Annotated in this window: 8 protein-coding genes; all 8 read left to right on the top strand. The window is 36.2% G+C overall.

Annotated features, from left to right (window positions below; all coding sequences use genetic code 11):
• The first annotated feature begins 504 nt into the window (after window positions 1-504).
• Complete coding sequence (locus KO509_RS15455; protein ID WP_215974167.1) at window positions 505-2,220, top strand: hypothetical protein; 1,716 nt, start codon at window positions 505-507, stop codon at window positions 2,218-2,220.
• Between the two features lie 103 nt (window positions 2,221-2,323).
• Window positions 2,324-3,859: a mannitol dehydrogenase family protein gene (locus tag KO509_RS15460; RefSeq protein WP_215974168.1), complete on the top strand. Its 1,536-nt coding sequence runs from the start codon at window positions 2,324-2,326 to the stop codon at window positions 3,857-3,859.
• On the top strand, window positions 3,859-4,779 hold the full coding sequence (locus tag KO509_RS15465) for a carbohydrate kinase (protein ID WP_215974169.1): 921 nt from the start codon (window positions 3,859-3,861) through the stop codon (window positions 4,777-4,779). The genes KO509_RS15460 and KO509_RS15465 overlap by 1 nt, the downstream gene beginning before the upstream one ends.
• Window positions 4,780-5,038: 259 nt before the next feature.
• On the top strand, window positions 5,039-5,773 hold the full coding sequence (locus KO509_RS15470; protein ID WP_252727639.1) for an HAD family hydrolase: 735 nt from the start codon (window positions 5,039-5,041) through the stop codon (window positions 5,771-5,773).
• 3 nt (window positions 5,774-5,776) lie between these two features.
• Window positions 5,777-6,736, top strand: coding sequence for a sugar-binding transcriptional regulator (locus tag KO509_RS15475; protein WP_215974170.1), 960 nt, complete (start codon window positions 5,777-5,779; stop codon window positions 6,734-6,736).
• Window positions 6,737-6,851: 115 nt separating this feature from the next.
• A complete protein-coding gene (gene pgi / locus KO509_RS15480) occupies window positions 6,852-8,492 on the top strand; it encodes a glucose-6-phosphate isomerase (RefSeq protein WP_215974171.1) in 1,641 nt (546 codons plus the stop codon).
• A gap of 223 nt (window positions 8,493-8,715) precedes the next feature.
• Window positions 8,716-11,196, top strand: a complete 2,481-nt coding sequence (gene hrpB, locus KO509_RS15485) for an ATP-dependent helicase HrpB (RefSeq protein ID WP_215974300.1) — start codon at window positions 8,716-8,718, stop codon at window positions 11,194-11,196.
• A gap of 74 nt (window positions 11,197-11,270) precedes the next feature.
• A complete protein-coding gene (locus KO509_RS15490; protein WP_252727640.1) occupies window positions 11,271-13,244 on the top strand; it encodes an alkaline phosphatase family protein in 1,974 nt (657 codons plus the stop codon).
• The last annotated feature ends 63 nt before the right edge of the window (window positions 13,245-13,307 follow it).

A 13,307-nucleotide genomic window follows, 5' to 3' on the forward strand; every position in this document is an offset into this window, starting at 1 on the left:
CTTAGATATCACACACTTGTATTAACTACTGTACCCCAAGCAGTCACTCTTTCTATTATTTGATCATATTTTAATTCAAAATCAATTAGATGATCCTTTTCTTATTTTTTATAAGTGATTGTTTTTATTTTTATTTTATAAGTTTTATTACCATGAATACATCAATTAATTTAAAATTTAACTGTAGGTTTATCTACAACTACCATTATTTTTATTAATAAATTTGTTGACTATATAAACTTGTGGTGGGATTATGCTCGGTATCTGGGCATTTGCCCTAGTAATTTATAAAAATAAAATATTTAAACAAAGTGAAGTTATTGCGCTAAATAATAGTTTCATTTTTTCTAGGTCTGACTTTGCTGATTGTTACGCAAATACTTTCGATCTTACTGAATTTACGGTTAATACATAAAATAAAAGCAAAATAATAGAGGCGTAAATATGAAACACATATTTATCTCTTAATATTTGTTTATAAAATGAAAATGGGGAAAAAGATAAATGTCTGATATTCAGAGAGATAATTCATTTAGTGATATAAATGAAGAACAAATGCCCGTTGCAAAAAGCAAATTACATGGCTGGAAACATTTCGCTGGTTTGTATGCAGGAGAGCATGTTGCTGCGACCGAATTTGTTATTGGGGCAACCTTTGTTGCCTTAGGTGCATCGACCAAAGATATCCTTTTAGGTTTAGTTATCGGTAACTTATTAGCAATGATGTCTTGGTGGTTATTAACAGCACCTATTGCTGTTGAAACTCGCTTAAGTTTATATAATTACCTTAATAAAATTGCTGGTAATTCAATGACCAAGCTTTATAACTGGGCTAATGTCGTTATTTTCTCGGTTATCTCTGCAGCCATGATCACAGTATCTTCTACCGCGGTCAGGTTTTTATTCGACATACCTGCACAACTTAATTGGTATCCAAATAGTTTTTGGTTTGTGGCAATCGTCTTAGCGGTTGGTTCTATTGTTGTGTTTGTTGCTATGTACGGTTTCTCAACCGTTGCGGACTTCTCTAAAATATGCGCGCCTTGGTTATTTGTTATTTTTATAGCGGGCTCTTTCACGCTTTTCCCTGCCTTATCTAATCATGTTTTAGGTACAACCACCTTAACTGGGTGGGGTGATTTTATGACTATTGGTGATAGCTCTATTTGGACTGGATTTACCAGTGATGGTGAAAAAGGTATTGGCTTGTTTGAAGTTATTGGTTTCGCTTGGGCAGCCAACTCAATTACACACTTTGGTTTAATTGATATGGCGATATTTCGTTTTGCTAAACGTAAAAGTTATGGCTTGTTCTCTGGTGTTGGTATGTTTTTTGGGCATTACTTAGCTTGGATTTCGGCAGGTATTATGGGCGCAGGTGCTGCGGTATTACTTAAAACAAGTATTAGTTCATTAGACCCAGGCGATGTTGCTTACCATGCATTAGGTTTAACTGGCTTTGTTATTATTATTATTGCCGGTTGGACCACGGCGAATGCTAATTTATATCGTGCAGGGCTAGCTGCTCAGTCTATTTTTGTTAATCAATCACGTGAAAAAACAACCGCTATTGTTGGTGTTGTTACCGTAATTATTGCCTGTTTCCCGTTTGTATTCTCTCAAATGTTACCATTATTAACTTACGCTGGTTTATTAGTTGTTCCTGTTGGCGGTATTGTTTTTGCAGAGCATGTATTGTTTCCAAAAGTTGGTTTAACGCGTTATTGGGCTAAATATCAAAATATTTCTCGTAGTATTCCTGCCATTGCTACTTGGGCTTTAGCTTTAGTTTTTGGTTTTGGTTTAAATATTTTAGACGTAATGTCTTTCTATTACTTATTCATCCCTACTTGGATATTCAGCATTGTTATTTACACCTTTTTAGCTAAGCAATATGGTGCTGATCGAGACTATACCAGAGCAGAAGCGGCAGAATTACTTGAGCAGCAAGAAATTGTCGCTTATCAAGTTAAGCAAGCTACTAACAATAAGCCTTTTATTCTTGATACAAGTGTCATGAGCAAACTATTAAATGTTGTCTCAGTTATTTCATTATTGGTTATTACTGCCTTTGCTTGTCAAGTTATGTTTTTCAGTGAAACCATGGATATTTATGATGTAAATAAAGCGGAATTCGAATTTTACTGTTTTATCTTTACTATCACCTATTTCGCGAGCGCTTATATGTCGCTAAAACGTCAAAAAGCGCTGAACAAGTAGTAATTTAAAAGTAAATAAATACAATTCAACAAACTGGATAGCCTGAATTAGCGTTATCCAGCCTATATTTTTAGGGTTAATCCTATACCGTAAGGCAAAAAACATGACTATTACTTCATTAAATGAAACACAAAGCAACTCGTTAAACCAATTAACATTAGCGAGTTTACCTAGCAATATTGATATTCCTACTTATGATCGTAGTCAGCTTAAGCCGGGTATTGTTCATATTGGTGTTGGTGGTTTTCATCGTGCCCATCAAGCGGTATATATTAATGAATTATTAAAAACACCAGGCTCTGAGCAATGGGGAATTTGTGGTGTAGGTTTATTAGAAAATAATCGCGGTTTACGTGATGTTTTAGTTAAACAAGACTACTTGTATTCTTTAGTGGTACGTCATCCAAATGGCGAAATAGATAACAAAATTATTGGTTCAATGATTGACTTTATCTTTGCACCAGATAGTAAACAGGCAGTGGTAGACAAGCTAGCGCATAACGATACAAAAATTGTGTCGTTAACTATTACTGAAGGAGGTTATAACCTAAACCCTATTACTGGCGATTTAGATTTAGAAAACGAAAGTATAATACACGACATTGCCAATCCTGAAGATCCAACAACAGCATTTGGTTATATTGCTGCAGCATTACAAATACGTAAAAGCCAAGGTATGAAAGCTTTTACTGTGCAGTCTTGTGATAATATTCAACATAACGGTGCCGTAACACGTAAAATGCTACTTACTTTTACTCAGCAACAAGATCCTGAATTAAGTCAATGGATTGAAGATCATGTTGAGTTCCCTAATGCTATGGTCGATCGCATTACCCCGGTAACAACAAAAGCTGATATTGACTATGTGGCAGATACTTTTGGTTTAATCGACGAATGGCCAATTACCTGTGAATCATTTTCACAATGGGTAATTGAAGATAACTTCAGTGATGGTCGTCCTAATTGGGATTTAGTTGGTGCGCAGTTTGTCACAGATGTAACACCATTTGAAAAAATGAAAATACGTTTATTGAACGCAGGTCATTCAGTATTAGGTTTATTAGGTTCAATCCATGGTTATGCAACAATAGATGAAACCGTATCAGATAAAGATTTTGCCCAATATCTACGTGCTTTTATGGACTTAGAAGTTACACCGCTACTTGATGAATTAGAGGGTATTGATCTCGATGAATACAAAGACACGTTAATTGAACGCTTTTCAAACCCAAACATTAAAGATAGTTTAGCGCGTATTTGTTCTGAAAGTTCAGCTAAATTACCTAAGTTTTTAATCGCCACCATAAATGAAAACTTAGCGCTTGGGCGTGACTGTTCACTTGCTACGTTAGTTATTGCAACATGGTGTTTATACAGTGACAAACAAGTTAACCAAGCGTTAGAAGCGTTAGATATTCAAGATGCAATGAAAAATGATCTTGCTAAGTATGCGCATAAAACCACTGAAGATAAGTTAGCTTTCTTAAGAATTAATAGCTTGTTTGGTGATCTCATTGAACAACCTGTTTTTAGTGAGTTGTATGGCAACGCGATTGATGAATTATATTTACCAATCAGTAATATCAAAAATATTATGAAGAATACCCTTAACCAAAAACTAGCAGCGGAGAAATTATAATGAATAGCTTATTCATCAATGATAAAGCGCCAAGTGAAATCACCATTAACTGCTTTGGTGAAGTGTTATGGGACTGTTTTACTAGTGGTAAACGTTTAGGTGGCGCGCCGCTAAACGTCTGTTTACGCTTAAATTCTCTTGGTATAAAAGCACAAATGCTCAGTGCTGTGGGTGATGATGTTTTAGGTCATGAAATTGTTGATCAAATAAAAGATCGACAAATGAACACTGATTTTATTGCAATTAATTCTGAAAAGAAAACCAGTACGGTTGAAGTGACATTAGATCAAAGTGGCTCAGCTTCCTACGAAATTGTTGCGGACACTGCTTGGGATAACATTGCCTTAACTCCAGACCTTATTGAGCAAGTGACGTCTGCTGATATTTTTGTTTTTGGTAGTTTAGTTTGTCGTCAAGCTACCTCATTAAATACTTTAAGAGAGTTAATAAAGGTAGCCAAGTTTAAGATTTTTGACGTGAACTTACGCAAACCGCATTACCAACTAGAAACCTTAGTTGAACTAATGCAAGAAGCAGATTTTGTTAAGCTGAACGATGATGAACTTTACGAAATCGCGCATGCTATGGGCTCTAAGTTTAACTCGTTAGAACAAAACCTTGAGTTTATTGCTGAACAAACCAATACACCCTATATGTGCGTTACCAAAGGCTCTCATGGTGCGTTACTTAAAATTAATGATAAAAATTATTATAACTCAGGTTTTTTAATTAAGGTTGTTGATACGGTAGGGGCTGGTGATTCATTTTTAGGTTCTTTGATCTATCAATTATGCAATACAACCAATGCACAATATGCGGTTGATTTTGCCTGTGCTGTCGGTGCTATGGTGGCTCAAAATCATGGTGCGACACCTGAATTATCAATTAAAGATATTGAACAGTTTATCAACCCAATGTAACGACAGTTAATCCATCATTAGTAATAGATGGAGGCTAAAATATCGTTTAAGCCTCCTATTAAACCGTTTATTAAGTGAGATTAATTGGCTAATACAGTCATTTATTATATTGCAGAACTATCATCTGGAGCGACTTAACTTTTAATTAGTACTCCATGGGTAATAATTGAATCAATTTGGTATGATTGTAGTAGTATCTATTGGATTAACTAACTGATTAACTCAGTAATTGACCAAAACTCAATAAGGATAAGTAGAGTTGAACAAATCTATAGCTTTATCTCCACATGAGCCGATAAAATTAATTATCTTCGATTGTGATGGTGTATTAGTCGATAGTGAAATATTAAGTCAGCGTGTACTGCTAGGTATGCTAAAAAAGTTAGACGTTGTTGTCTCTGAAGACTATTTCCTCACTAACTTTTTAGGCTTTAATTTTAAGCATGTCACCGCGAAAGTTTTTGAAGACTTTTCAGTCAAGCTGACGAGTGAATTTCGTGAACGCTATCGAGCAGAACTGATTAACGTGTTTGCTGTAGAACTGCAACAGACCAATGATCTTGAGTGGATGCTATCTCAGCTTAAAATAGACAGTTGTGTTGCGACAAGTGGTAGTCCAGAAAAAGTAAAACACTCGTTACATTATACCAAGCTTGAAGACTATTTTGCTGGCAAGGTATTTACTTCTTCAGAGGTTAAACACGGTAAACCTGCCCCTGATTTATTTTTACATGCCGCCAATTCAATGGGGGTAGCAGCTAAAAACTGTTTAGTGATAGAAGACTCTCATGCTGGTGTTTGCGCAGCCCAAGCGGCCAATATGAATGTTATTAGGTATGTAGGTGCGAGCCACCTGAACAGTAAAAATATTCTGACTCAAATATCTGATGGCAGTAATAGTGATAACCTTAGTCGCGTTTGCACTATAGAACATTGGTCACAATTATTTGAGCAAGTACCTTCGCTTATTTCATCATGCAACATCGAGAGGTAACACGTGTTAAAGCGATCTAAGTCAGAAATAAGAAAGTTAGACGATGCTGCTAAAGCCGGTTGGTTATATTACGTTGCAGGTAATACGCAAGAAGAAATAGCTAAAAAACTCAATATATCGCGTCAATCAGCGCAGCGAATGGTGGCATTATCCGTCAGCGAAGGCTTGATTAAAGTCAGGTTAGAGCATCCAATAGCGAAATGTATGGACCTGCAACTCCAGCTTAAAAGTCGTTTTGGATTAACCTCTTGCATTGTTGTGCCCAGTGATAATAGTGCGCCTAATTCTACATTAGGGCTTGCTCAAGCTGGCGCTAAAGAAATAGAATTTCATTTAAAGTCACCAGAGCCGAAAGTAATTGCGATGGGAACAGGACGAGTTTTACGCGCTTGTGTAGAAGAATTGACGTTATTGAACTGTGAGCAGCATCAAATAGTTGCTTTATTGGGAAATATGGCTTTAGATGGTTCGGCTTCATCCTATGATGTTGTGATGCGTATGGCTGAACATATTAATGCCAAGCATTACCCTATGCCTTTACCTGTACTTCCAAGTAGCAAAGAAGAAAAAGAGCAATTGCATGCGCAGCGCTATATTGCGAATAATTTAAAATTAGCGTCACAAGCTGATGTTACTTTTATTGGGGTAGGTAATTTAGCCATTAACTCACCGCTGCATATAGACGGTTTTGTTAGTCCTGAAGAGCTTGAAGAGTTACAAACGAAAGGCGCGGTAGGAGAGTTAATTAGTTGGGTTTTAGATGTTGACGGTAATTTGATTGATTGCACTGTTAATCAACGAGTTGCCAGTACTCCTTTGAAAGTAAATCCAGAGAAACCTGTGTATGCTATTGCAGCGGGGGAAGAAAAGGTATTAGCAATATTAGGTGCGCTTAGATCTAAACTAATTAATGGTTTAATCACCAATGAATATACGGCTGAACGCTTATTGAGTATTGCGTAAAATCTACAATATTTACTAGCGTTATGCGAAATTAATGATGATGACTGAGCTAGCTGGTGATGTCAGATTCAATTATTGAAACAAACTTAAATTTTATTATAAAGGCTTATTAAACATGTTAACTAATTCACTGGCATGGCAAAACTTACAAATTCACTATTTAGACAGTAAATCAATTCATTTAAAATCATTGTTTCGTATGGATCCTGAGCGATTTGATAAATTTACAATATCAGCCTCTGGATTAACTTTAGATTATTCAAAAAATCACTTAGTACCAGAGACTAAAGCGTTACTTGTTGAGTTGGCTAATCAATGTGGTGTTAAAGAAAAAATAGAACAAATGTTTTCAGGTGAGCCAATTAATACCACGGAAAATCGTCCGGTGTTACATACAGCGCTACGTAATTTTTCTGATGAACCCGTGCATGTTGATGGTGAAAATGTAATGCCATTAGTAAAAAGCACTTTAGACAAAATAAAAAGTTTTGTGGATGATGTTTCTTCAGGTGTTACCAAAGGTTATAGCGGCAAGGCATTTAAAGATATAGTCGCAATTGGGATTGGCGGCTCATTTTTAGGCCCTAAAATTATGTCTGAGGCACTAAAGCCTTATCGTCAAAAACACTTAAATGTACATTACGTCGCCAATGTCGATGGTTGCCATATTCATGATGTGTTGTCAGGATTAGATCCAGAAACAACCTTGATAATTACCTCATCAAAAACCTTAACTACGCAAGAAACGTTAAGAAACACTGAAACAGCTAAAGAATGGTTTTTAGAAAAAGCTGACATTAGTGACATTCAACATAACTTTGCTTGTGTATCAGCCAATGTTGAAGCTGCTAAACGTTTTGGTATCAGTGAAAAAAATATTTTTCCAATGTGGGATTGGGTTGGTGGACGATACTCAATTTGGTCAGCCATTGGCTTACCACTTGCCATTGGTATTGGTTTTGACAACTATTTAGAGTTTTTAAATGGTGCATTTGAAATGGATGAACATTTTAGAAAAGCACCATTTGAAGAAAATATGCCTGTCATTATGGCGTTATTGGGCATTTGGTATCGAAATTTTCATGGTGCACAATCGCAAGTATTATTACCGTATTACCATTATTTACGCGGGTTGCCAGCTTACATACAACAGCTTGATATGGAAAGTAATGGTAAATCGGTCAATTTAGATAATAAAGAAACTAACTACGATACTGGCCCGATTATTTGGGGAAGTGAAGGCACGAATGGACAACATTCATTTCATCAATTGATACATCAAAGTAAAACTCCTATACCAGTAGATTTTATTTTGCCGCTTAACCCACATGTAGATATTTCTGATCATCACGATATGTTAATCGCTAACTGTTTAGGGCAAAGCCAAGCGTTAATGGAAGGTCAAACAGAAGAGCAAGTTATTGCCGCAATGACAAAAGCAAAATGTAGCACTGATGAAATCAGTTACTTGTCATCTCATAAAGTGATGAAAGGTAACAAACCTAGCAATACTTTACTTATGCCTAAATTAACCCCTAAAGCGTTAGGTAGCCTGATTGCATTGTATGAACATAAAGTGTTTGTGCAAGGTGTTATTTGGCAAATAAACTCATTTGATCAATGGGGGGTCGAATTAGGGAAAGCCCTTGGAAATGAGATATTTAGTAAGTTGTCGAATGTGGATATACCTTTGCACGAAGATGGTTCAACTAAAGGGTTGATAAATATTTGCCGAAACAGACGCAATATAAGCTAACGTCGTTAAGAGATTAGCGACGAAAAACATAGAAGCCCTGGTAATGAATGTTATTGCCAGGGCTTAATTTTATTTGGTACAAAAGCAATAAAATCTCTATTCATCTAGACAATTTTATCATCGCACCGTTAACATTATTACTTCATACTTATAAAATAATTTATGTTGATCTTTTAAATTTGTCCTTATTAATAAAATAGAGTATTAAAAAATTAGCCTTCCAATTCATAACATATTAGCTGGCCTACTGCGTGAGCTAAAAAACAACCCTAATGTCGTATTACAAGCCGAGCCTGGCGCTGGTAAATCTACGGTTGTGCCGCTTGAGTTATTAAATGCTGACTTCTTACATGGTCAGCGCATTATTATGCTAGAGCCTAGACGAATGGCGGCAAGATCAATTGCTAATTACTTAGCTAAATGCCTAGGTGAAAAAGTTGGGGAAACGGTTGGTTACCAAGTCAAAAATGATAAGAAAATATCTGCAGCAACTCGGCTTGAAATTCTAACCGAAGGCGTGTTAACGAGAAGGCTTCAGTCAAATCCTGAATTAGACGGTGTTGGGCTGATCATCTTTGATGAATTTCATGAGCGCTCTATTAATACTGATTTGTCACTTATGCTTTCGCTCGAAATTCAACAAGTGATCCGCGAAGATCTCCGTTTGTTAGTGATGTCAGCAACACTAGACACTAATTTAGTATCAAAGTACCTTGATGATGCCCCTGTAATGTTGTGTAAAGGGAGGGCTTATCCTGTTAGTGTTTCTCATCAGAAAACTGACAACAGACAATTAGCATCAAATGTCTGTAAAGCGATATCTAATGTTATTCAAGATGAAGGTGATATTTTGGTATTCCTACCCGGAGTTGCTGATATCAAAAGGTGTATTTCACAGGCGACAACCGTATTTTCAGCCCATCAAAATCTTAAACTTATTGCCTTATATGGTGCATTGCCATTAGAAGAGCAGGAAAGGGCGATTGCATTAGCACCCCAAGGCACTCGAAAGGTTATTTTTACCACCAACATTGCAGAAACGAGTTTAACCATTGAAGGGATTACCTGTGTTATTGACTCAGGACTTGAAAAGACACTTATTTTCAATCCTTCAAGTGGCATGTCAAAGCTAACAACAACAACGATATCAAAAGCCTCAGCTGAGCAACGCAAAGGCCGTGCCGGTAGGTTGTCTCAAGGCAAGTGCTTAAGATTGTGGAGTGAATCCGAACACAGATCGTTGAAAGACTATCAAGAAGAAGAGATCTTAAATGCAGATTTAGCTGATGCAGTGTTAGAGCTTGCTAGTGCTGGCCATGCAAGTTATGAAGAAATCAATTGGTTAACGCCCCCGCCAAAAGCCCATTATGATTCAACTCAAGATTTACTCGTAAAACTAGGAATGTTAGACACTTTAGGAAAGATCACTGCACTTGGTAAAAAAGCAAGTGGGCTACCAATTCATCCAAGGTTAGCCAAGATGATGTTGGCTGCCAATGACAAGCAAGAGCGCGAAATTGCGTGTAATCTTGCTGCTCTTTTGTCAGAGCGAGATATATTACAGGGTGGCGGTAGTGCCGATTTATTGATGCGATTACAAGTTTTGATTGAGAGTGATACAGACAATATTAATAAAGCTTATGTTAATAGAAATACGCTGAAAACGGTCGTTAGAGATGTTCGGACACTGCAGTCATTGATACAACATAAGAAAAGTAAAGTAGACATCTCAGGTATGCCTGATATCGCCGCCTATTTATTGTTGTTAGCGTTTCCAGAAAGGTTAGCGAAAAGGCGTTCAGCTAATAGCCATAAATATCAATTAGCGAATGGTAAGGGCGTTTATCTGGCAGAAGAAGATCCGCTTATTAATAATGAATATTTAGTGGTTAATGATTGTGATGCTCAAACCAAAGAAGGCCGTGTTTTTAGTGCTATTACTTTTAATAAACATCTTTTAGTTGACAAGTTTTCTCACCAAATTTCAGAAAAAATAGACTATGAATTAGCAGCCAATAATAGCCGAGTATATGCAAGAAGACTGAAAAAATATGGCAGTTTAATTATTGAGGAAACAAGAAGTAATGATGTCCCCGCAGAGTTTATATTAGACAGTATTCAATCTCTGATAAAAACCGATGCTAAAAGTATATTGCACTGGACTCAGGAGTGTGAAGATTGGTTAAAAAGAGTCGAATGGCTTGGTAGTAAGATGGAGGGTTTTCCTGTGCTATCAGAAGCGTTAATTATGGAAAGTGCCGAAAATTGGTTGTTGCCTTACATTACCAATATTAAAAAAATATCGGAATTAAAACAGGTGAAAATACTGCCGCTCTTATCTTCATTATTAACTTATGAAGAATCAAAAATACTTGAGCAAGAAGCACCAATAACCTATACCACACCGAGCAATAAAAAAGTGTCCATCTTGTATGATAAAAACTCAGAGCCTACCGTTGCTGTTGTACTGCAAGAGTTATTTGGTGAGCTTGCATCTCCCATATTGGCAGGTAATAGCGTTGCACTGCGTTTTGAACTGTTATCACCTGCTAGAAGGCCAATACAAATAACCAGTGATTTAGCTAACTTTTGGGGCGGGTCTTATGTTGAAGTTGCTAAAGATATGCGCGCTAAATACCCTCGACATCGATGGCCTATTGACCCTTTTTCTGAAAAAGCAGGCCGTTCTATTAAGCCAAAATAAGCCGTATGTAATAAAAAGTATCAATTAGCATTTTGAATATGAATAATAATTGTAGTTAAATAGAGATATATCATTTGCTTAGATCTTTAACATACTATAAATACTTTACTTTTTCGAGGTCTCTTATTAGCACTCAAACACCATTATCATCAATTGTTGCTGGCCCTGTTGTCCGTCATTGTGATGTTGACCAAGTTAACTTTTGGTTGGTAACAACACAAAAATATAGTATTGCTTGTAAAATAGTGATGGTTAAAGATCATAATGTAATTTTTGATAAGCATTTAGATTCTGCGGAACTACAACAAATTCAAGTTGGTAAGCAGGCATTTATCAATCTTATTTCAATCAAAGTAACTGACGGTTTACCTGAAAATGAGTTATTAGCATATGATTTTTGTTTCAAAGACGGCGTTACAGAATATGGCTTAGTCGAGTTATTACCCGATCTGGTTTACCCGAACCAAAGTCTACCTAGCTTTGTTATTAAGAAAAATATTAATAAAATACTGCATGGCTCTTGTCGAAAACCTCACTTTAAAAGTAGTGATGCGTTATGCCAAGTTGATAACTTATTAAAAGGAAGTGATTTTTCAGCTGAACAACGGCCTTCAATGTTAATGATGTCAGGTGATCAAGTCTATGCTGATGATGTGTCAGGACCTATGCTGGTTGCTATTCATCAAGTGATAACATTACTTGGTTTATTCGATGAATCATGGCGTAATGAGTCTTCGAACTCTCCTCATATACATAATAATCAACAACTGTTAGATAGCCCATTTTGTTATTATCAGAGAGAAAAAATATTACCTCACGAACGCGTTAATCGAGGCGGTATTAATAAATATCTCTCGCTTAATAAGCAACCTATATTCACATCTGATAATGCCAAAAATCATTTAGTGACGTTTGCTGAAGTCATGGCAATGTATTTGTTAGTTTGGTCGCCAGAGTTATGGGGCGTTGTTGATTTATCCTTAGAAAAACAGACGAATATTCCTCTTTCATTTCAGCAAAAATATCAAGATGAGCTGATTGTTATTAATGATTTTTCATCGGGATTAACAAAGGTTAGACGTGCGATGGCACATTTACCGAGTTATATGATTTTTGATGATCACGATGTCACAGATGACTGGAATTTAACGCGAGGTTGGGAGGAAGCGGCCTATAACAATAGTTTTTCTAAGTATATTTTAGGTAATGCATTAATTGGTTATTGGTTGTGCCAAGGGTGGGGAAATGCGCCTGACAAATTTACCGCACTGAATGAGGATATTCCAAAGCACTTTACTGACGTCGGCATAGAAGAGCATACGTCATTAATTAATAAGTTATTTTCTTGGGAAGAATGGCATTATACTTTGGCCACTTCACCTAAAGTAGTGGTGTTAGATACCCGCACAAGACGCTGGCGCTCTGAAAGTAATGCAGGAAAACCCTCAGGTTTAATGGATTGGGAATCGTTATCTGAATTACAACAAGAATTAATAAATGAAACTGATGTTATTGTTGTTTCCCCTGCACCAATATATGGAGTAAAATTAATTGAAACCATACAGCGTATATTTACTTTTTTTGGTAAACCTTTACTGGTTGATGCTGAAAATTGGATGGCGCACCCAGGTACAGCGAATGTTATGCTAAATATTTTTCGGCATTACAAAACACCGCCAAACTTTATTATCTTATCGGGCGATGTTCACTATTCTTTTGTTTATGAAGTTACACATAGATTTATACGAAGCCATTCAAAAATATTACAAGTAACCTGTAGTGGTATTAAAAATCAATTTCCTTCTACTTTATTAAATACACTGGAAAAACTTAATCGCTTTTTATATGCCACATATTCACCGCTTAATTGGTTTACAAAACGTAGGCGCATGAAAATTAAAGTACGTAAATTCAGTGATGACTCGAACATGAGTTTGTATAATGGTAGCGGTATAGGTTTGCTTAAAATAAGTGACAAAAATCAAAAAATAGAAGCATTTGTTATTAATGCGGATACTGGTGATTCTATAGAATTTACTAAGGTATAACATTAAGATAACGACGACATTTTAACACTTAATGATTTAATAAATGGTAAATATCATATACTC

Origin of the sequence: Colwellia sp. C2M11 (assembly GCF_018860915.1) — a bacterium.
Lineage (GTDB): Bacteria > Pseudomonadota > Gammaproteobacteria > Enterobacterales > Alteromonadaceae > Colwellia.

What these genes read in the sequence shown, in the direction of transcription:
- KO509_RS15455 (WP_215974167.1), top strand. Translation starts at nt 505, where the DNA reads ATGTCTGATATTCAGAGAGATAATTCATTTAGTGATATAAATGAAGAA.
- KO509_RS15460 (WP_215974168.1), top strand. Translation starts at nt 2,324, where the DNA reads ATGACTATTACTTCATTAAATGAAACACAAAGCAACTCGTTAAACCAA.
- KO509_RS15465 (WP_215974169.1), top strand. Translation starts at nt 3,859, where the DNA reads ATGAATAGCTTATTCATCAATGATAAAGCGCCAAGTGAAATCACCATT.
- pgi (WP_215974171.1), top strand. Translation starts at nt 6,852, where the DNA reads ATGTTAACTAATTCACTGGCATGGCAAAACTTACAAATTCACTATTTA.